This is a genomic window from Paenisporosarcina sp. HGH0030, from assembly GCF_000411295.1.
Lineage (GTDB): Bacteria > Bacillota > Bacilli > Bacillales_A > Planococcaceae > Paenisporosarcina.
The window spans coordinates 2309113-2328018 of sequence record NZ_KE150421.1 but is presented as its reverse complement, the minus strand read 5'-3'; the positions used below and the strand labels follow the sequence as shown (position 1 = coordinate 2328018).

Below are 18906 nucleotides of genomic sequence, written 5' to 3'. Positions count from 1 at the left end.
GACCGTAAAATTAATCTGTCTAATTCAACTAACGGGTGCTTTAGTTGAAGATTCGATTTCTGAAATAATCAATCTTTTTTATAAAAATGAATAGCAATAAACAGGTGAAACCTCGTATTTTCAAAATACGAGGTTTGTTTTTTACCTAGAAATTGATTATGCTCGCTAAATTTTAATTAAAATTTTTTTCAATGGTTACACTAAGATAGTTCAAAGGACAATAATTCGTTTTCTGTTATGTTGAATGATTGTCCAAAAGTGGTAAAGAAACCTGGTACGTTTCTACTTATCTTATTGTTAATTACTTTTAGTATATATAACATTAATTCTTGTTCCAAATCTTCTCTATTTTCAAGAGATGTCTGAAAGAGTGACCTTTTAATTTTAGGCTGAATTAACTCTATTATTGCTCTTATTTCTTTTTCCTCAATAATATTCATTATGAATTCACTCCTTTGTTTCCAACAACTTTTGCTAAGTTTTGTATTGTGTTATCGAGAGATTCAATCTTTCTTTCAAAGCGATGCAATAAATAAATGGTCATGACAATCGGAAAACCAAAGTTGCCTACTAATTGGATCATACTCGCTTCATCTAACATCGTTCATTTCCCCCCTTAGTTTCTTCAATGCTACATTCTTCGTATTAGTAACAAACTGCTGTGAGAGAGCTAAAGTTTTCGCTATCTCAACATCTTTTAACTCCATTACAAATACATAAAATAAAATTTCTCTTTGTTTATTGGTTAATTTTTTTATCGAAGAATGCAATTTAAAATCTGTTATATAATCCTCTAACTTGTTTGAATGAGTTTCTTCTCTGGGAGGTGGTACTTCAATTAAATCTAGTAACGTAGAATTATCTTCGTTTGGTCTATCTAAAATTGATTGATAACGTTGCTTATACAGTCGATTTTTTCTATCTAATTTTTGACTTTCAAAGTGCAAACTTTTTAGTATATAAGCAATCGAACGGATTCTAAAATAAAACTCCTTAAATCTTTCATCTAAAATTTTTTGGTTAATGCCTGTTGGATTCCTAAGATACTCTTGATATAGCTTTCGATTCCTATCATCTTGAAAAAACTCTGCAAGTAGTCGATTTTTATTCATTTCAAACTTCCACCTCCCATTTCTACGAATGTATGTTCGCTTTTTGAGTAAAAAATATAGAACATGAATAAAATCATGTCCTTTATTATTAAAGGGATATATAGTATAAATATAACAACCAGTTTATGCTAAAAAATCTTTTTCTTAGGTTAATTTTACATGATTTTCATAAAAAATCATATATATTTTGATAGTCAAAGCATTGGGGGAGAGGTTCATGCCAATAGAGTTTCACTATTTCTCATTGATTTTATTTGGTTTAATACTAGTTCGAATCTTTTTAAAAGAGAAAAAAGAAAGATTTAAGAAGATTAATGCTTATATAACAGTAGTCAACATTGGAATTCTTCTACTTTTTAATTTAATTACCTATTACTTGTCGGATCAATATCGATTATTTTTCATAAACCAATTTAATACCTATTTATTGATAGTTATATTCATTATTATTCACATTACTCTTATACTTGATATAATCAAAACAAATAAAAAGGACGAAGCTTAGTAGCTATCGTCCTTTTTTATTTTTTTATATAAATATTACCATTTTATATAGTTAATTTGACCGTTTTGAGTCCTTTGTACATTACCGTACTGATCAAGTGCTTCCCATTTAATTTGAATGGCACTTCCATTATCGTACATAGTTGTTCGTAGCCCCCAACCAACGCGTGGGTCTGGCCAATCTTCGTCTTTAGTGTCAAAAGCACCAATTTCTTCCATAGTAAAGGCAGCAGTAAAAAGTGTTACATATTTCGCTATAACTCCAGTTGCTGTAAGCCCTATTGCTGTTCCTACGAAAAGAGCAACAAGTTTACTAGTCTTAAATTGATCGACATCAGCTTGAGTAAAGGTTTTCTTTTGAGTATGTGTGCCAAGCAGTTTTACTGGTCTAATAAAATAATCGTAAATTGCACCTCTAACTGCATCAACTTTGACGTAGTATTCTCCGTAATATGGAACTTCTACATATACAGGGTTTTTAATTACCAAAAGACTTTTTGGATTTTAGTAAAGGGTAGGAGTAGGATAACAGGCAACAGCATCTATAAATCTTGGGTCAATTCCGTAGAATTGCCAGAAGGAACCGTTCCATCTATATCCAGATACTTCACCATATTCCACGCGAGTTGGGTAAAACCAGAATTGGTCCCCATTTATAAGCCATACATAAGTGTTTTGATATACACAGTCAATTATATAGGATACAGAAGGTTTTGTTGGTATGAGAGGTGGGGGAGGGGAAGTTGGTGCCATTGTTCCCTCGGGCTGGAAAAATCCCATGTTATTTCACTCCTTTAATTTAGGGTCTAAATATTATATGTTGAAAAGAAGTAAAAGGATTATTTAACTGGACTATCAAAAACTAAACATTGTGAAGTAATGTACTTAAACTCCCATGAAAATTAAAATCAAAAAAAAGCAAATTAAAGTAGACCCAGAAAACACTTTTTAAAAAAAGGCTGAGCCTTGTAAGATTTATTATTAATCTAATCTGTCAGATAATCAAAAATCCTCCCTAGAGTAAAAAGTATAGGAGGATTGGCTAGTGCAACGACTGAGTAGGATTAATCTTCCACGAGTGCTATCCATAGTTCATCGTCCTCTCTCACCCAGCCGTAGTAATCCTTTTGGAGGCTCTGTGAAAGTATAGTAGACGTTACGTAAAAACCCCACGTAACGAGATCATCCGATCCAGTGACGTGGGGTTTAAGGTTTACACTATTTGACTTGGCGATCGATTTTGATTTGATTCCACACAGCTATACTGACGATTTCCGAAACGTCTTGCAGTTTTTCTTTGCTGATTTTATCTATAGTATCTTGTGGCTTGTGGTACCAAGGCTCAGCGGGATTGTGGATGAATAGGGCAGCGGGAATGCCTGCCTTTGAAAAGGGTACATGGTCGCTGCTATCACCTTGATTGTAAGGTGTTGGTGCACCGTTTAGCTGTGTGCTGGCATCCTGGGCGAGTTCAGTAACAAGGTTAGGCTTATTATCGACCGTTTGCAAGATTAGTTCCCCGGCATCTTTGCTACCGACCATGTCCAAATTGAAATTTGCCACGATTCGGCTGATTTCATTTTTCGGTAACTGTTCGACATAATGATTGGATCCAAGTAATCCAAGCTCTTCCGCACCGAACGTGATAAAACGAATTTCTGTGTCGGTTGGAATGGTTTTCAAGACACGTGCAAGTTCAAGTGTCATGGCAGTTCCTGATGCATCGTCATTAGCACCCGGCGCACTTGCAACTGAATCGTGATGAGCACCGATGACCAATATATCATGAGATGCTTTGTTGGAAACGTTGGGCTTTTTAGTTGCAATGACATTGTGCGATGTATTTTGAGCGGATTTAGCACCTTCAATGTTCAATGAGACAACAGCACGCGGGTTTTTGTTGAGATGAATCAATATCGCTTCTCCTTCTGTCTGGGTCAACAGCACAGACGGAACATAAGCCTTATTTGGTTCACCTAAACTTCCCATGATGGTTCCTGGTGCATTGTTGTAAAATATGACCCCGGCAGCACCTTTCGCAGCCACATTCAACATTTTCTCCTTGAAGCTGATGACGCCACGTTGCAGGAGTATGATTTTTCCGGTAAGGTCCAATTGTGCGATGTCGTTTTTCTGACCAAGTCCCGCGAAGATAACTTCCGCGGTAGCTTTTCCACTAACCGAATATTCTAAAGCCTGCGGATTCAGTTTTTTCGAAAATCGCTCGACATCCAACCCGATGGAATTAGGGGCTGTATAGTCATTGAAAGTGAATGCTTGAACTTCGGCTTTATACCCGTAAGATTCGAATTGCTTTTTGATATAAGCAACTGCAGCATCTTCTTGCTGGGTCCCAGCGACCCTAGGTGTTTTGGATAAAAATTTAATATTGTTATACATATTATCTGCATCAAGAGACTGCAGTATTTTTGTTTCAAGATTGGTTTCTTTTTCATTCTGGGTGGACGTGTAATGAGTTGCGAAAGTGGCGATAGGAGCTATGACACTTAGGCAAAGAATAGCTCCTATCGCAAATTTATAAAATTTATTTTTCATTTTGTTCCTCCATCATGTTAGTTCCATTAGGATGAACAAAAATGAGAATTTTACTAACAAAATTTTTTAATCTTCCTCTACAGGATTTTCTTTTAACCACTCCGCCCCAAAATCAACTAGCTGTTTCATTTGAATGATGCGGCAGTCGGCTTGACCTAATTTCCCTACATGATAGGCATCGGGATGTTCTTTTTCAAATGCTTCTCCAAGGTCTGGGAAACGATCCGAGTCTACATCAAGTGTTTGGTACTCAATCCACTGACGCTCACCGTCCACCAGCATCGCTGCACCCTGATTCATGTAAGTCTTCTTTTCAATTAAATTCTCCGATAGGTGCAAAGCTGTACACGAATCATATCCGACACCAATTAACAGGATTTTAACATTTTCATTTAAAAATGAACCGAGTGGGGAAGTCATTCCAAATGAATCCTCAAGTGGATGTTCCATCATCCATTTTTCAGCATCCTTGCCCCAGGCCATAAAGCTGTGAACAGGGTGATAGCTGCGAATGGTTTTAGGATGACGATGAAAGCATTCCGCTATTTTGCCCATTCCACGTAGTGGGGTCAAATGTGGATCGTAAGCGGGAGTATGTTCTCGGATAGGCGCATGCCATTCTTTTGGAACTGGCGGCAGCATCCAATAGGAAGGCTCTGAGTTCTCGGCAGATTGGGCTGGCATGATAATGGTCCCTTTTTCCGTGATAGTTTCCATCAATGCGTCGATGACAGCTTTTGCACCACCGGCAATCCACCCCATTGATTTGATAGATGAATGAACCATGATAGCATCTCCTGCTTTGATGCCAAGTGTCTGCAACTGTTGTTTCAACGTTTCAACTGATTGGAAAGATGTAGTTTCTTGTACAAGATCAAATTCACTCATGTGGGTGACCTCCGCAATCTTTAATAACTTAATCATATAAGAGTAGAGATAAGATTAACAATCGAATATTTTTTTGAATGAATGAAATGGAACTTTATGTATGCTACTATAATTAGGAAATAAACTGTAAATAATTGGAGGTGTTGAATTTGTTCAACCTGTTTTTAATGATTCATATTGCAGCTGGATGCATTTGTTTGATTACTGGTTTGCTGGCTGGTATTTCTAAAAAGAGAAAAGGCAGACATACAATCAGTGGAGAGATTTATCATGGATTTTTCCTGTTGGTATTTATCAGTACTGTCGTGATGTCTATTATGCACTGGAAAGAAAGTGCCTACCTCTTTTATATAGGAATATTTTCATATGGTCTTGCATTGCTTGGCTATACATCTGCAAAAATCAGATGGAAAAACTGGCTGCGTATCCATATCGGAGGGATGTTGGGATCTTACATAGGGATATTTACAGCCACACTGGTTGTTAACATTCATCGAATACCACTTCTAAACGAATTGCCTGTGCTTATCTTCTGGTTCTTGCCAACCATCATCGGAACACCAATTATATTTAAAATCGGTAAGAAATATCGTCCCGCAAAAAGAGAAAGAAAAACCGTTTTGGAATAAACCAGAACGGCTAAAATTGTTATTCGATTTTCGATACTTTCACAATCGCTTTCCCAAGGTTTACGCCTTTGAAAAGATCGAGAAATGCGTCAATCGTATGATCGAAACCTTCCGTAATCGTTTCCTCGTATTTCAGTTTGCCTTCTTTGAGCCAAGTTGCCAATTCTTTTGCGCCTTCTCCAAAACGAGAAGAGTAATTGCCAACAGTGAAGCCTTGCATCAATGAGCTCGTCTTGATTAAGTATCCTTGAACACGAGGTCCAACGTCCGCTTGTTTATTATTATAAGAAGAAATTGCGCCACATACAGGAATACGCGCAAAATTATTCAAAAGAGGGAAGATAGCATCTGAAATTTCCCCACCCACGTTTTCGAAGTATACATCAATTCCATTTGGACAAGCTTCGCGTAACGCTTGAGCAACATCCTGAGTTTTATAATTTATTGCCGCATCAAAACCCAGTTCCTCGACCAAAAACTTCACTTTCTCATCAGAACCAGCAATTCCAACGACACGCGTGCCTTTAATTTTCGCAATTTGTCCCACGATGGACCCTACAGCACCTGCAGCTCCTGACACAACCACCGTTTCACCTTCTTTAGGTTTCCCGATATCCAGTAAGCCAAAGTAAGCTGTCAAACCAGTCATGCCCAGCACACTCAAATAAGCAGAGGCAGGCGCAATACGGTGATCAATTTTACGGACGGCACTTTCTTTTACCACACTATATTCTTGCCATGGCAATGATCCGAGAACGACATCGCCTTTTTCGAAAAGTGAGGACATCGATTGAACGACTTGTCCTATGATTCCGCTTGATATCATTTCATTCAACTCAAAAGGTGGAATATAAGATTTCGCATCATTCATCCGACCACGTAAATATGGATCCACTGAAATGTAAACAGTTTTTACTACTACTTCACCTTCAAACGCACTGTCAATGGGTGCAGTGACAATTTCGAAATTCTCTTTAGTTGGTGTGCCCGTTGGTCGATTGATTAATTTTATTTGTTTTTGCATTATCTTACCTCCATTTTATATTTTCTTTTATGTAGTAATGTACCTTACATTGGAGGTTTCTACATGAAAAGAGCCCTCAACGAAGGTCAAGGGCTCAAATTAATTTTATTTTGTAACTACAATTTCTTTTTTCTCATCATTTTGCCACGTGATACTTGCTTCAAGTAATGTGTAATTATCTTCAATGCCAAAAGCGCTAACAATTTGGTCAATAATTACTTCTTCAGACATGTTTTCTTTTAATCGCATTTTTACCAATAAAGGCTTCAATTTTGCCATGGCTTCCTTACCAGTAGCCTCACTACTACCATCTGCTACATTTTTGTATTCCGCGTCGGTAGAGTCTTTTTTTTCCTCATAATTTACATCAAGCGCTTCTGGTTGGTCAGGATAATCTACTTCTAGTTCAAATTTCCTAAATTCAAATGATTCACCGGTATCTGCTGGATTATCACCTGGAGCATTATCCTCGATATCATTTCCTGTATTGTTATTGGTCACATCTTTTGTAATCTCGTCCTTATCTCCACAAGCCCCAAGGAAGAGGGCAGAAGAGAGCAATAAACTTGCCACGGTGAATGTCTTTTTCGATTTCATGTATATCATCCTTTCGATATAATTCTTTGTAGTTGGTATATCCCAAAATTCTCTAAATATCCGTTTTTTCTATGCAAATTTAAATAAGAAATGGAAGTAAACAGTATGGATAGTCATAAAATTTTATTAAGCTTATCGAAGTTAACCAATCAGGAAATTACAAATGTAAAACGATTATCGGGTGGTTTCCAAAATGTTGTGTTTCACTTTCAGATGAATAATCGACCTTATATTGCCCGTTTGACACCAATTCTTAAAAGGTCAAAAGCATTGATAGATGCTGAACTGGGATATGTCGAATCACTAAAAAGAAATCAAATACATGTGCCAGACGTAATCACGATTAATGACAAATACATATCAACATTAATAATCGACAATGAAAGCTATTGGCTGACGGTATTTCAATATGTAGAAGATAAAGAAATAGATGTGTCGGATCTCTCTCAGTGGAACAATGCATTCTTTTACGAGTGGGGAAAAACAATTGCAAAATTGCATGGCATCAGTGAAAACATGGAAGAGAAAATCAATCGCCCCGTTTGGATGGATGATGAAGAAATAAATCCAATGCCATCCATGTTGGAAGAGAGTGAACCTTGGCTAAAGGAAATTTACGATGACTACAAGTCAAGATTGGCTACTTTTCCAAAAACCAAAGAACGCTTCGGATTGATTCACAATGATTTGCATCAAGGGAATTTTTTCGTGAAAGCTCAACAACTCATTATTTTTGATTTCGATGATTGTGCTTACAATTGGTTCGTCCAAGATTTATCGACTTCTATTTATCATGCTCTGTGGACGGGAAGCTCGTATCATCCAGAATGGACCACGTTCCAACAAGAATTTTTGAAGCATTTTCTGAAAGGATATACAAGTAGTCGGTCACTCACTGAAGCCGATTTAACCCAACTCACACTGTTCCTACAAATAAGGGAAGTATTTTTGTATCTGTTATTTCAGAAATCCTGGGACCATGATCACTTGGAGCAATGGCAATCAGACAAGTTAATTGAACTTGAAGAGAACTTGCGTCAAAAGAAAGTTCCATATGAACAAGAATTGAGAATGTGGATGAATGAAACTTTTAATCATCATTCTTCGTAAATGTTGGTAAAGGGAGTGGATGATATGACGATGGATAAAGTGAAACAAGATTTGCAAACAACATTTGAACAAGTAAAGAACGCAGTTGGATGGACTACCGATAAACGAATTACGTTATCGATAGCAAATTACTATGTCACGACAGGTAAAACGTTTGACGGTAAACGCTTCTTGGCAACCTCGGACGCAATCAAACAAAAAACTGGTTGGACATCTCCACTCCGCTCACACATTCACTACATGATGGTTGCATTTTTGGCGAAGGAAGATGAAGATCCTGCCATTTCAATTGATAATCTAATGACGAAGCAAGGTAAATTAAAATCAGCAGGGTTCAAAAACAATGTATACAGTTATTTAGCAGCACTTTTGATGAGCGATGATGCAACTCTACAAGGACTACATGCCGAACAAGCAAAACACTTATATGATGCGATGAAATCACATCACCCATTCCTGACGCAGCCTGATGATGTGCCGTATGCAGTCATGCTTGGAAAATTACCGGGCGATACGAAAGAAAGAGCAGCCACTATGAATCGCTATTACACGGAACTTAGACCACAAGGTTTTTATATGGGGAATGAACTTCAATGGATGTCGCAAGTTCTTACATACAATAGTTCGAGCTATCAAGCTAATCTGGTTGGGCAAGCTGTGCATATACGAGATCAGCTGAAAAGTGCCGGAATCAAAGTGAAATCCATGCACTATGTCATGATCGGATTTTTGGCTGCCTTGGAAATTAAAGATGTAGAATTGCAACATGTCATTGATACGTACCGTCAACTGGAAACAATGAAGCTTTTCAATTGGTACAAAGATATGATTTTACCTATCGCAGTCCAACTCGAAACGAAACACATTATCGATAATGAAGGAACAACCTCAGTCAGTTTTGCCACTACCATTGAACTAATGTTGCAAGCGCAACAAGCCGCCATGATTGCTACGATGGCAGCAACGAATGCGGCAGTCGCGTCAAGTGTTGGAGGAGAATGATAGAATAATGAAGAATGTATATATATCAACCTCAGGAGGTGTATCTTTTGAAAAAAACCGGACTTTGGATTAATGGAGATTGGCGCGAAGCAAGTGAAACATATGATTTGAAAGCTCCCTATGATGGAAAATTACTTGCAAAAGTGGCAAAGGGATCACCGGATGATGTGAAAGTAGCAATTGCTGGTGCCGAACAGGCTTTTCATTCCTTCAAAAAATGGACGGCATATGATCGGGCAGAAATTTTATATAAAGTGGTCAACATTATGCGAGAGCGTAAAGAAGAACTCGCAATGACATTGGCACAAGAAGCGGGAAAACCGTTGAAAACGGCACGTGGTGAAGTAGATCGCACGATTGCGACCTATCAATTTGCTGCAGAAGAAGCGAAGCAGTACCGTGGGGAAACCATTCCGATGGATGCTGCCCCTGGAGGTGCGAACCGAATCGGATGGACAAAAAAAGAGGCTATTGGCGTTGTTGCGGCAATCACGCCCTTTAATTTCCCATTCAATTTAGTGGCGCATAAACTGGGACCTGCTTTTGCAGTTGGAAATACGGTAGTCTTAAAGCCGGCAACACAAACACCATTGAGTGCATTGGTTATGGCTGATATTTTCAAGGAAGCTGGTTTGCCGGATGGTGCCCTTCAAATTATAACAGGGAGCGGGAGTGATTTAAGTGACTCACTCATTACACATCCAGCGGTCAAAAAAGTGACATTTACCGGAAGTGTTCCTGTCGGATTGAAAATTAAAGAAAAAGTAGGTCTACGCAAAATTACGCTTGAGCTGGGTTCAAACGCAGCCTTGATTGTGGAGCCAAGTGTGCCAATCGAAAAAATTGTTAAACGTTGTGCGGAAGGGGCATTCAGCTTTTCAGGACAAGTATGTATTTCTTTACAACGCATTTACGTAAACCGCGAAGTGTACGATGAATTCGTGCAAGGATTCGTGGAAGAAACGAAAAAATTAATAGTGGGTGATCCACTGGATGAACAAACCGATATAGGTTCCATGATCCATCCGGACGAAGTAAAACGCATCGTTGGCTGGATTGAAGAAGCCAAATCGCAAGGAGCAACTGTGGCCACAGGTGGCGAATTTACAGAGCGTCAGTTGCATCCAACTATTTTGACAGGTGCTAAAGAAGACATGAAAGTTGTATGTGAGGAAGTCTTTGCACCCATTGTTTCCGTCATTCCTTACGATACACTGGATGAAGCAATTGAGTGGGTGAATGCTTCACAATTTGGATTGAATGCAGCGATTTACACCAATGTCTTAACGGATGCTATGAAGGCCGCAGATGAAATTGAAGCGGGAGCCGTCATCATAAACGACATTCCTACTTTCCGTACAGACAACATGCCGTATGGTGGCATCAAGATGAGTGGATATGGGCGTGAAGGCATTAAGTTTGCCGTCGATGAAATGACCGAACTGAAATTTATTACGATGAAAACCGTATTTTAGAAGTGACGAAGCAACCCAATTGTAAAGCTCAATTGGGTTGCTTTTTTTCTGACCATTCGCTGTGGGTTTTCATCCATTCAAGTTGGTTTTATGACCAATCAATCAAGGTTTTTGTCCATTCAAGTTGGTTTTTCGTCCACTCAATCTCAGTTTCTGACCATTCGCTGTGGAATGGACACGATTCTTCTTCAGAAAGACACATCACCATTCCTGTTTTATTAAAGGAGAAGGAGTAACGGGAATAAAAGAGAATTAGTTAAATTAAACTTGAATGATTGAATGTAGTTTTATCGGTGTGAGTATTACTAATTAGAGCGAGGTGAAAGAAAGATGAATAGTTTAATCGCAACACTGTTTTTATTGTTCGGGTGCCTTATATTGACGTTGACTTATTTTAATACTTTTATGGAACCAATTGGTATTCGATGGTTGGCGGTAGGATTAATTGCAACAGGTATTTCAATATTTGCAAACGAGCTCATGAAAATAAATGCTGAACAAGATGCACAAAGGATAGCTGGGAAATAGACAAAGGTGCCAGTGATAACATTTATTCGTTTAATAATAGTTGATATTTTTATTTCCAGAAGCCCGTGCAACCAATCGAATTAACCAAATCCAATAAACAGGAATCGGGCAATAAAATCACATCATGAGAAAGATTATTCTATGTTAAAACAACGTTATAACTTTGCTGTACTGATCGTCAAAACTGTAATTTCCAATTACGTAAAAGTGAATTTTTATTTCACTTCAGCCACAAAGGTGTAGGAAACTTCACCGTTTTTCCATTTTGCTAACACTTCATATATATATTGACCTTTACTTGCAGGAACCGTTATTTGATTATCTTTCAATGTAATTTCTTTTTCTCTTCCATCCTTATTCCATAAGTAAACATATAGTTCGGGATTTTCTTCAACATCAATCGTCACTTTTTGATTCTGTTCTAAAGCAATGGCTTTGAAATCTTCAGCGATTTGGTATGGGGAAGCGGAGTCAGTTTGGACAACCTGAGTTTCAGAACCTTGTTTTCTTTCCCATTTATAACCTCCAACTACCATTTCATGTTGTGCATTATTAACTCTAACGACTCCAGAAATAGATGGAGGAAATTCATTTTCATTGACCTTAACTTCTTTTCCTGCGGTAACCGTATCGTTCGAACATCCAGTAATCCAAAGCGAAGTAAATAATAAAATGGCAATTAACAAAGGTTTCATTTTCAAATTTCTTCCTCCTTTATATAACTTTGACGAGTAAGGAAACATAAGTGTTTCACTTTCCTAAGGAAGATGAAAAAATTTAAACTGTAACGCACGAGTTTTATTCGGCCTCAACTAGTATTTATTCCGTTTCCCCCAACTCTCTCCTGAAAAAAGACCACATACGAATGCGCATGAGGTCCAAACTAGTTTTATACGATTTCCACTGATTTCGATGCAGCAATCAACTCTCTGATACTATCAAGATTTCCTTCATGCAATGCATCAACTATACGGCTTCCCACAATGACGCCGTCTGCCAGTTTACCCATTTCCCGAACCTGCTCAGGCGTGGAAATCCCGAAGCCTGCCATGACTGGAACTGGGCTCACTTCTTTAAGCTTCGCCAAATGGTCTCCGACGTTCATAGCAAACTCTGCGCGCGCACCCGTAATGCCCGTCACCGTAACGGCGTACAGAAATCCTTCTGAAGCTTTTGCAATTCGCTCAATACGCTCGGGAGGGCTTGTTAAACTGACCAATTGAATGAGAGCCAAATCGTGTTTTGAGAACTCATCCTTCACCATCCCACTTTCTTCAAGTGGCAAATCTGGAACAATCAATCCACTCACGCCGACATTTGCACAATCCTTAGCGAATGCCTCTATGCCATAACGGAACACCGGATTCAAATAGGTCATCAAGACAATCGGAATCGTAACTTCACTATGAACTCGTTCGATTTCTTCCAATACACCACGCAAGGTCACACCTTCAGCCAACGCACGTTTCCCAGCCTCTTGAATGGTCGGTCCATCTGCAACGGGATCTGAAAAAGGAATTCCTAGTTCTACCGCAGTAGCACCAGCATCTTGAAGAAACAGTAATTGTTCACGGAGTTTTGATAACCCTCCGTCACCGGCCATGACATAAGGAATAAATGCTTTTCCACCTGTTTCGACTTGTTGTTCTATGGCAGTTTGCAACTTCAGTTTAGTCATTCGTTCCACCTCCAAGCGCATCACGCACTGTGACAACATCTTTATCTCCACGACCAGATAAACAAATCACGACAATTTCATCTTTATCCAAATCAGCAGCCAGTTCAGCGGCAAAATGAATCGCATGAGCTGATTCGAGAGCGGGGAGAATGCCCTCCGTACGAGCTAACAGTTGAACACCCGCCAAAGCCTGTTCGTCTGTTACTGATGTGTATTCAACACGGCCATTTTCATGTAAGTAGCTATGCTCGGGTCCTATTCCTGGATAATCGAGTCCTGCTGAAATAGAGTGTGCTTCTTGAATCTGACCTGCATCATCCTGCAGTAAATACATTAGTGCTCCGTGCAAAACTCCTACAGAACCTTTCGTCAATGTGGCGGCGTGCTTATCGGTATCCAGTCCTGCACCAGCAGCTTCGACGCCGAATAATTTCACGTCTTTGTCTTCTATGAAGGGATAAAACATTCCCATGGCATTACTGCCTCCACCAATACAAGCAACAATCGCATCTGGCAGACGGCCTTCTTTTTCAACGATTTGCTTACGCGTTTCATCCCCAATGACACGCTGGAAATCACGCACAATTTTAGGGAAGGGGTGTGGTCCTAAAACCGAACCCATAATGTAATGAGTATCCTCGACATTTGTCACCCAATAACGCAGCGCTTCATTAACCGCATCCTTCAACGTTCGACTGCCTTGGGTTACGGAAATAACTTTCGCACCAAGCAGCTCCATGCGGAATACATTCAGTTGCTGACGACGGACGTCTTCTTCTCCCATGAAAATCACACACTCTAAATCCAGCAGTGCACAAACCGTTGCAGTTGCCACACCATGCTGGCCAGCGCCTGTTTCAGCAACGACTTTTCGTTTACCCATACGGACCGCAAGAAGTGCCTGTCCGATTGTGTTGTTGATTTTGTGAGCGCCTGTATGATTGAGATCTTCACGTTTCAAGTAGATCTTGGCGCCGCCCATTTTTTTCGTCAAACGCTCAGCAAAGTAAAGGGGATTTTCCCGTCCCACATAATCTTTCAAGTAGTAGCGGAATTCCTCAAGAAATGCTTCGTCCTTGATAGCTAAGTCGTAAGCTTCCTCAAGTTCAATCACGGCTTGCATTAATGTCTCGGGGACGAATCGACCGCCGAATCTGCCATAATGACCGGTAGTGTTTGGTTGGTTGTAGGTAGTTTGCATGCTCATCTCTCCTCACCTCGAACTGCACGGATAAACGTGCGGATTTTTACTGCATCTTTTCGTTGCTCCGTCTCGACTCCACTGGATACATCCACCATAAAAGGATTGACGGTTTTAATTGCTTCTCTTACGTTGCTTTCATTCAGACCGCCAGCTAATATGACTTTCTTAAGTGGAATATTAGCTTTTTCAAGGAGTTTCCAGTCAAATGACTGCCCCGATCCTCCGCGAAACTCCACACCTGGTGCATCAAACAAGAAATAATCGACTTCAAATTGCGAAGCCTTTCGCACATCTTCAAAACTTTTTATCGATAAGGCTTTAATGGTAGGAAGGAATATTTGTCGAACATATTCGGGTGCTTCATCTCCATGTAGTTGAACCATATCCAATGATACTTCTCCTGCGATGCGATTCACTTCATCCGGTGTTTCATTGACGAATACACCAATTCTCAACACATCATTTGGAACTGCACTAGCAAGTTTCTTGGCGGTTTCAACCGTTAGCTGGCGTCGACTAGGAGCGAATACAAAACCAATTGCGTCTGCTCCAGAATCAACTGCTGTTTTTACATCTTCCAGTTCCATCAATCCGCAAATTTTGACTCTTGTCATCACAATTCACCACGTTTCACGTGAAACGAACGCAATATTTCGTCAATATTTTCACTACCCATTAACGTTTCTCCAACCAGCACGCCGTGCGCTCCAGCATCCGCAACTAAAACAGCATCTGAGATGTTGCCAATCCCACTTTCACTAATCAAAACGCGTTGTTCATGAAAAGGGAAGTGAGCGGCAATTTGCGATGTGTTTGCTAAATCTACTTCGAACGTTTTGAGATTACGATTATTTACGCCGATTATTTTTGCATTAATCGCCAACGCTCTCTGCAATTCTTCGACATCATGAACTTCAACCAAAACTTCAACATCCAACTTACTAGCATAGTCAAATAATTCACTAAGACTCTGTTGATCAAGCGCAGCGACAATCAACAGAATGATAGATGCGCCAGCACGTTTTGCCTCTTCAATCTGCAAAGGGTGAATGATAAAGTCCTTGCAGAGGACGGGAAGATTGACGGCTGATGATACTGCATGTAAATCATCCATCGAGCCTTTGAAAAATTGTTGATCAGTCAATACAGAAATTGCAGCTGCACCAGCTTTTTCATAAGCGAGTGCCTGCTGTACGGGATCGACATTACCATCAATCAAACCTTTCGAGGGGGAGGCGCGTTTAATTTCAGAGATGACTTGTAAGTGCTGCGTGTTATATAAAGTCTCAAATAAAGAAGGCTTATCAGTAAGTGTTTTAGAAAATTCAAATGGTCCTTCTTGTTCCAATAACTCTATCACTTCCAGTTTTTTTACTTCTAAAATCTGCTCTAAAATCGTCATGCGTTCACCTCCAAATGACTTCGATTTTGACTGTAAGTGACGACTGATTCCAACACACTGAGTGCACTACCTGTTTCAATGCTTTTTCGTGCTTGGTGAACGCCTTCTTGAATGGTTGAAACGATGTCTGCCGCAAACAAACCGATTCCCGCATTCAACAATACGGTATCCAGATAAGGCGAAGATTCACCCCGTAGCACGCTTTTTAAAATGGCTGCGTTATCCTTGGCGTCCCCACCGCGAATTGCTTCAAGTGGAGCAAATGACAAGCCCATTTCTTCGGCATTCAATGTAAAAGGGATGTAGTCGCCGTTTTTCATAAGTACGAGGTGGTTGTCTCCGGATAAAGAAGCTTCATCCATTCCATCGGCACCACTCAAGACGATTGCTCTTTTTCGGCCCAGACGATATAGGACTGCTGCGATATCCATCAATTTATCCTGGCGATATACGCCGACCATTTGGGATGTTAATGTCACGGGATTGGTTAATGGGCCAATCATATTGAAAATTGTCGGTTTTCCCAGAGACTTACGAATGGATTGAATCCGTTTCATTTTCGGATGGACATATGGGGCGAATAGGAAAGCGATATTCGTTTGATTTAATAAGTCTTCCACTTCGCGTGGTTGGAAATCCAAAGCAATGCCGAGCTCTTCGAGTACATCCGCGCTGCCCGTTCTGCTCGAAATGCTGCGGTTCCCGTGCTTGGCGATTTTCAGTCCTGCTCCCGCCAAGACAAAGGCAGAAGTGGTGCTGATATTAAAACTTTGGGAACCATCGCCTCCAGTTCCGCAATTATCGAATACATGGGGGGAGGTAACAGGAATCTGTGTAGCATTTTCACGTAACACTTCAACAAGTGCAGTTATTTCTTCGGTAGTTTCGCCTTTTTTTGATAGGGCACTTAAAAAATTCGCGATATCCACGCCTGCAATATCTTCTGAAAACATGGCGTTCGTTGCTTCTCTCATCTCACTGTACGTCAGTGACGTTCCACTACGTACACTCTCTGTAAATCTTCTCATCTCAATCTCTCCTCTGACTAAATCTCTACTGGCTGAGCTATATCTGTTAAAAAAGCTTGAAGGATTTTATCCCCATCACGCGTTCCAATTGATTCTGGATGGAACTGCAAGCCATAAAGCGGGTAATCCAAATGTTGAATTGCCATAATACTTTGATCGTCCATCGAAATGGCTGTTGTCTTAAAACATGAAGGCAGATCCTCCAATACGAGCGAATGGTAGCGCATGACGGGTAAGGGTTGCGGCAGGTAGGCAAACATTCCTGCATGTGAATGCCGAATGGCAGATACTTTTCCATGCATGACCAGTGTTGCCCGTTTGATTTTGCCACCAAATGCCACTCCAAGAAGTTGGTGACCCAAGCACACCCCGAGCATTGGGATGGTTTGATGGAATTCATTGATGATTGATAAAGAGTGCAACTTGTCATTTGGTGACCCAGGACCGGGCGATAGCACGATTGCTTTTGGGTTCAACTGACGGATTTCATCTATCGAAATTTCATCATATCTGACAACTTTTACTTCTTCACCGAGCATCGATAAGCTTTGATACAAGTTGTACGTAAACGAATCGTAGTGGTCTAGCAGCAAAATCATGACAGCACCTCCAATAACGACTTCGCTTTGTGCAACGTCTCTTCGAATTCTGCTAGTGGATTGGAATCATAGACAATGCCTGCACCTGCCTGGACATAAGCGGTTTGATTTTTGATGACCAATGTTCGAATGGCTAACGCGATATCGATATTGCCATTAAAACCGATGTAACCAACTGCTCCGGCATAAACGCCTCGTTTTACATTTTCCAACTCTTGAATGATTTGCATGGCACGAATTTTCGGTGCACCCGATACCGTTCCTGCAGGTAAACAAGCGACTAGTGCATCAAGAGGATGCTGATCATTACGCAACGTGCCAGCAACTTCGGAAACGATGTGCATGACGTGCTGGTATTTTTCAATGCTCATGTATTTCGTTAGATGGACGCTGCCCACTTCGGTAATACGACCCAAATCATTTCTTCCCAAGTCCACCAGCATCCGGTGTTCGGCAAGTTCTTTCGGATCGGCGAGCAATTCTTTTTCAAGTTGTGCATCTTCTTCAGGTGTGTGACCTCGTCGTCTAGTTCCAGCAATCGGATTTGTCGTCACCCGATTACCTTGAATGCTCATTAAACTTTCTGGAGATGCACCGAGCACTACATGTTCATCAAAATCTACGTAAAACATATAGGGGGAAGGATTGTCTTTCCGTAATTTCCGGTAAAGCATGAAAGGGTCACCTGTATACGTTGCCTGCAATCGTTGAGATAACACAATTTGAAAAATTTCTCCCGCCCGGATACATTCTTTTGCGCGCACTACGTTATCGATAAACGCTTGTTTGCTCACATTGGATGTGAAGGGAAGGGTAGATTGTACACATTCTTCTTCACATTCCTTTCCTGCCAGTTGGCGTACAACATCATTGATAAGAGAAGGGGCTGTGCCGTTATGCAAAATGGTGACATCTTGTTTTTGATGGTCATATACAACGACGGTTTCATAAACGAGCAAATGGATATCGGGCATATCACGTTCGTCAGGGAGGGCTGGCCCAATGTCTTCATAGTGTGCGATGACGTCATAGCCAATGTAGCCAATTGCACCACCATTGAAAGGGAATTCCAGGTCATCTTCAACAATGGGAAGTAACGTTTTCAATAATTCGATAGGCTTTCCGCAGTGCACGGTGATTTCACCTGTTAGAAGTGAATGCTCTATCAAATCGTTGGCTGAACCACGAAATTCTTTCACTGGATTTGCGCCGATGAAGGAATAACGACCCGACGCTTCATGTTTCAAAGAACTTTCCAGCAGGAATTTCCGCGTTCCCTGTAACCTTTTGAAAATGGCGATGGGCGATAAAGTGTCCCCGTTGATGGTAATTCGTGCTGTTTTTACTGAATGTGTTTGCATGTAAATCTCTCCTCTGCTCAGCTCATTTGCACCCGGAAAACAAAAAAATCCTCTGTACATGAACAGAAGAGTTCATGTACAGAGGACGGAATGACCGTGGTGCCACCTCAAATTAAAAGCCAATAACGGCTTTCGCTTTAGGACCTGTAACGTAGATCACACGTTTTCCCGTACTGACATTCTGGGAAACTCTCCAAAGACCATTCACA

The 18906-nt window shown here is 40.3% G+C and carries 22 protein-coding genes and 1 other annotated feature (1 of these 23 only partly in view); of the genes, 5 read left to right on the top strand and 17 right to left on the bottom strand.

Annotation, left to right across the window (positions count from 1 at the left end):
- Nucleotides 1–200: 200 nt before the first annotated feature.
- The 7 genes from HMPREF1210_RS11115 to HMPREF1210_RS11085 all read right to left on the bottom strand — a co-directional run bounded on the left by HMPREF1210_RS11115 (nt 201) and on the right by HMPREF1210_RS11085 (nt 5060).
- Nucleotides 201–440: a hypothetical protein gene (locus HMPREF1210_RS11115; RefSeq protein WP_016428785.1), complete on the bottom strand. Its 240-nt coding sequence runs from the start codon at nt 438–440 to the stop codon at nt 201–203.
- Nucleotides 440–601: a YvrJ family protein gene (locus HMPREF1210_RS17715; RefSeq protein ID WP_016428784.1), complete on the bottom strand. Its 162-nt coding sequence runs from the start codon at nt 599–601 to the stop codon at nt 440–442. Before HMPREF1210_RS17715 ends, HMPREF1210_RS11115 begins: the two co-directional genes overlap by 1 nt.
- The gene (locus tag HMPREF1210_RS11110) at nt 591–1112 is read right to left on the bottom strand and encodes a sigma-70 family RNA polymerase sigma factor (RefSeq protein ID WP_016428783.1); all 522 of its coding nucleotides are present in this window, start codon (nt 1110–1112) and stop codon (nt 591–593) included. The genes HMPREF1210_RS17715 and HMPREF1210_RS11110 overlap by 11 nt, the downstream gene beginning before the upstream one ends.
- Before the next feature lie 540 nt (nt 1113–1652).
- Nucleotides 1653–2105, bottom strand: a complete 453-nt coding sequence (locus HMPREF1210_RS11100) for a hypothetical protein (RefSeq protein ID WP_016428781.1) — start codon at nt 2103–2105, stop codon at nt 1653–1655.
- A gap of 15 nt (nt 2106–2120) precedes the next feature.
- Nucleotides 2121–2396, bottom strand: coding sequence for a hypothetical protein (locus tag HMPREF1210_RS11095; RefSeq protein WP_016428780.1), 276 nt, complete (start codon nt 2394–2396; stop codon nt 2121–2123).
- A 438-nt stretch (nt 2397–2834) separates the two neighbouring features.
- A complete protein-coding gene (locus HMPREF1210_RS11090) occupies nt 2835–4172 on the bottom strand; it encodes a M28 family peptidase (RefSeq protein ID WP_016428779.1) in 1338 nt (445 codons plus the stop codon).
- A gap of 66 nt (nt 4173–4238) precedes the next feature.
- Nucleotides 4239–5060: an aminoglycoside N(3)-acetyltransferase gene (locus HMPREF1210_RS11085; protein WP_016428778.1), complete on the bottom strand. Its 822-nt coding sequence runs from the start codon at nt 5058–5060 to the stop codon at nt 4239–4241.
- 143 nt (nt 5061–5203) lie between these two features.
- Here HMPREF1210_RS11085 and HMPREF1210_RS11080 point away from each other — a divergent pair, with 143 nt between their 5' ends.
- A complete protein-coding gene (locus HMPREF1210_RS11080; protein ID WP_036659570.1) occupies nt 5204–5689 on the top strand; it encodes a hypothetical protein in 486 nt (161 codons plus the stop codon).
- Nucleotides 5690–5708: 19 nt separating this feature from the next.
- On the opposite strand, the gene HMPREF1210_RS11075 is transcribed toward HMPREF1210_RS11080, so the two are convergent.
- Nucleotides 5709–6713 (bottom strand): NADP-dependent oxidoreductase, encoded by a 1005-nt coding sequence (locus tag HMPREF1210_RS11075; RefSeq protein WP_016428776.1) that lies wholly within the window; start codon nt 6711–6713, stop codon nt 5709–5711.
- A 105-nt stretch (nt 6714–6818) separates the two neighbouring features.
- The gene (locus HMPREF1210_RS11070) at nt 6819–7310 is read right to left on the bottom strand and encodes a YusW family protein (protein WP_016428775.1); all 492 of its coding nucleotides are present in this window, start codon (nt 7308–7310) and stop codon (nt 6819–6821) included.
- A gap of 105 nt (nt 7311–7415) precedes the next feature.
- Here HMPREF1210_RS11070 and HMPREF1210_RS11065 point away from each other — a divergent pair, with 105 nt between their 5' ends.
- The 4 genes from HMPREF1210_RS11065 to HMPREF1210_RS11050 all read left to right on the top strand — a co-directional run bounded on the left by HMPREF1210_RS11065 (nt 7416) and on the right by HMPREF1210_RS11050 (nt 11425).
- Nucleotides 7416–8420, top strand: a complete 1005-nt coding sequence (locus HMPREF1210_RS11065; protein WP_016428774.1) for a phosphotransferase enzyme family protein — start codon at nt 7416–7418, stop codon at nt 8418–8420.
- A gap of 24 nt (nt 8421–8444) precedes the next feature.
- The gene (locus tag HMPREF1210_RS11060; protein WP_016428773.1) at nt 8445–9422 is read left to right on the top strand and encodes a DUF4003 family protein; all 978 of its coding nucleotides are present in this window, start codon (nt 8445–8447) and stop codon (nt 9420–9422) included.
- Nucleotides 9423–9469: 47 nt separating this feature from the next.
- Nucleotides 9470–10897 carry an aldehyde dehydrogenase family protein gene (locus HMPREF1210_RS11055; protein WP_016428772.1) on the top strand — a complete coding sequence of 476 codons (1428 nt, stop codon included), beginning with the start codon at nt 9470–9472 and terminating at the stop codon, nt 10895–10897.
- 330 nt (nt 10898–11227) lie between these two features.
- Nucleotides 11228–11425 carry a hypothetical protein gene (locus HMPREF1210_RS11050; protein ID WP_016428771.1) on the top strand — a complete coding sequence of 66 codons (198 nt, stop codon included), beginning with the start codon at nt 11228–11230 and terminating at the stop codon, nt 11423–11425.
- Nucleotides 11426–11640: 215 nt separating this feature from the next.
- Here HMPREF1210_RS11050 and HMPREF1210_RS11045 read toward each other — a convergent pair whose 3' ends face one another.
- The 8 genes from HMPREF1210_RS11045 to trpE form a co-directional block, all read right to left on the bottom strand.
- Nucleotides 11641–12120, bottom strand: coding sequence for a hypothetical protein (locus tag HMPREF1210_RS11045; RefSeq protein WP_231391138.1), 480 nt, complete (start codon nt 12118–12120; stop codon nt 11641–11643).
- A 194-nt stretch (nt 12121–12314) separates the two neighbouring features.
- A complete protein-coding gene (trpA, locus tag HMPREF1210_RS11040; RefSeq protein WP_036659568.1) occupies nt 12315–13103 on the bottom strand; it encodes a tryptophan synthase subunit alpha in 789 nt (262 codons plus the stop codon).
- Nucleotides 13096–14304, bottom strand: coding sequence for a tryptophan synthase subunit beta (trpB, locus tag HMPREF1210_RS11035; RefSeq protein WP_036659566.1), 1209 nt, complete (start codon nt 14302–14304; stop codon nt 13096–13098). Before trpB ends, trpA begins: the two co-directional genes overlap by 8 nt.
- A 2-nt stretch (nt 14305–14306) precedes the next feature.
- A complete protein-coding gene (locus HMPREF1210_RS11030; protein WP_016428767.1) occupies nt 14307–14921 on the bottom strand; it encodes a phosphoribosylanthranilate isomerase in 615 nt (204 codons plus the stop codon).
- Nucleotides 14921–15709, bottom strand: a complete 789-nt coding sequence (trpC, locus tag HMPREF1210_RS11025) for an indole-3-glycerol phosphate synthase TrpC (RefSeq protein WP_016428766.1) — start codon at nt 15707–15709, stop codon at nt 14921–14923. The genes HMPREF1210_RS11030 and trpC overlap by 1 nt, the downstream gene beginning before the upstream one ends.
- The gene (trpD, locus tag HMPREF1210_RS11020) at nt 15706–16737 is read right to left on the bottom strand and encodes an anthranilate phosphoribosyltransferase (protein ID WP_016428765.1); all 1032 of its coding nucleotides are present in this window, start codon (nt 16735–16737) and stop codon (nt 15706–15708) included. The genes trpC and trpD overlap by 4 nt, the downstream gene beginning before the upstream one ends.
- Before the next feature lie 17 nt (nt 16738–16754).
- Nucleotides 16755–17336 carry an aminodeoxychorismate/anthranilate synthase component II gene (locus tag HMPREF1210_RS11015; RefSeq protein ID WP_016428764.1) on the bottom strand — a complete coding sequence of 194 codons (582 nt, stop codon included), beginning with the start codon at nt 17334–17336 and terminating at the stop codon, nt 16755–16757.
- Nucleotides 17333–18697 carry an anthranilate synthase component I gene (trpE, locus tag HMPREF1210_RS11010; protein ID WP_016428763.1) on the bottom strand — a complete coding sequence of 455 codons (1365 nt, stop codon included), beginning with the start codon at nt 18695–18697 and terminating at the stop codon, nt 17333–17335. Before trpE ends, HMPREF1210_RS11015 begins: the two co-directional genes overlap by 4 nt.
- A 78-nt stretch (nt 18698–18775) precedes the next feature.
- Nucleotides 18776–18906 (bottom strand) — a binding site (T-box leader) (it continues 82 nt past the right edge of the window).

What these genes read in the sequence shown, in the direction of transcription:
- HMPREF1210_RS11115 (WP_016428785.1), bottom strand. Translation starts at nt 440, where the DNA reads ATGAATATTATTGAGGAAAAAGAAATAAGAGCAATAATAGAGTTAATT.
- HMPREF1210_RS11085 (WP_016428778.1), bottom strand. Translation starts at nt 5,060, where the DNA reads ATGAGTGAATTTGATCTTGTACAAGAAACTACATCTTTCCAATCAGTT.
- HMPREF1210_RS11090 (WP_016428779.1), bottom strand. Translation starts at nt 4,172, where the DNA reads ATGAAAAATAAATTTTATAAATTTGCGATAGGAGCTATTCTTTGCCTA.
- HMPREF1210_RS17715 (WP_016428784.1), bottom strand. Translation starts at nt 601, where the DNA reads ATGTTAGATGAAGCGAGTATGATCCAATTAGTAGGCAACTTTGGTTTT.
- trpD (WP_016428765.1), bottom strand. Translation starts at nt 16,737, where the DNA reads ATGAGAAGATTTACAGAGAGTGTACGTAGTGGAACGTCACTGACGTAC.
- trpE (WP_016428763.1), bottom strand. Translation starts at nt 18,697, where the DNA reads ATGCAAACACATTCAGTAAAAACAGCACGAATTACCATCAACGGGGAC.
- trpB (WP_036659566.1), bottom strand. Translation starts at nt 14,304, where the DNA reads ATGCAAACTACCTACAACCAACCAAACACTACCGGTCATTATGGCAGA.
- HMPREF1210_RS11060 (WP_016428773.1), top strand. Translation starts at nt 8,445, where the DNA reads ATGACGATGGATAAAGTGAAACAAGATTTGCAAACAACATTTGAACAA.
- HMPREF1210_RS11015 (WP_016428764.1), bottom strand. Translation starts at nt 17,336, where the DNA reads ATGATTTTGCTGCTAGACCACTACGATTCGTTTACGTACAACTTGTAT.
- trpC (WP_016428766.1), bottom strand. Translation starts at nt 15,709, where the DNA reads ATGACGATTTTAGAGCAGATTTTAGAAGTAAAAAAACTGGAAGTGATA.
- HMPREF1210_RS11050 (WP_016428771.1), top strand. Translation starts at nt 11,228, where the DNA reads ATGAATAGTTTAATCGCAACACTGTTTTTATTGTTCGGGTGCCTTATA.
- HMPREF1210_RS11070 (WP_016428775.1), bottom strand. Translation starts at nt 7,310, where the DNA reads ATGAAATCGAAAAAGACATTCACCGTGGCAAGTTTATTGCTCTCTTCT.
- HMPREF1210_RS11065 (WP_016428774.1), top strand. Translation starts at nt 7,416, where the DNA reads ATGGATAGTCATAAAATTTTATTAAGCTTATCGAAGTTAACCAATCAG.
- HMPREF1210_RS11110 (WP_016428783.1), bottom strand. Translation starts at nt 1,112, where the DNA reads ATGAATAAAAATCGACTACTTGCAGAGTTTTTTCAAGATGATAGGAAT.
- HMPREF1210_RS11030 (WP_016428767.1), bottom strand. Translation starts at nt 14,921, where the DNA reads ATGACAAGAGTCAAAATTTGCGGATTGATGGAACTGGAAGATGTAAAA.
- trpA (WP_036659568.1), bottom strand. Translation starts at nt 13,103, where the DNA reads ATGACTAAACTGAAGTTGCAAACTGCCATAGAACAACAAGTCGAAACA.
- HMPREF1210_RS11075 (WP_016428776.1), bottom strand. Translation starts at nt 6,713, where the DNA reads ATGCAAAAACAAATAAAATTAATCAATCGACCAACGGGCACACCAACT.
- HMPREF1210_RS11045 (WP_231391138.1), bottom strand. Translation starts at nt 12,120, where the DNA reads ATGAAACCTTTGTTAATTGCCATTTTATTATTTACTTCGCTTTGGATT.
- HMPREF1210_RS11095 (WP_016428780.1), bottom strand. Translation starts at nt 2,396, where the DNA reads ATGGGATTTTTCCAGCCCGAGGGAACAATGGCACCAACTTCCCCTCCC.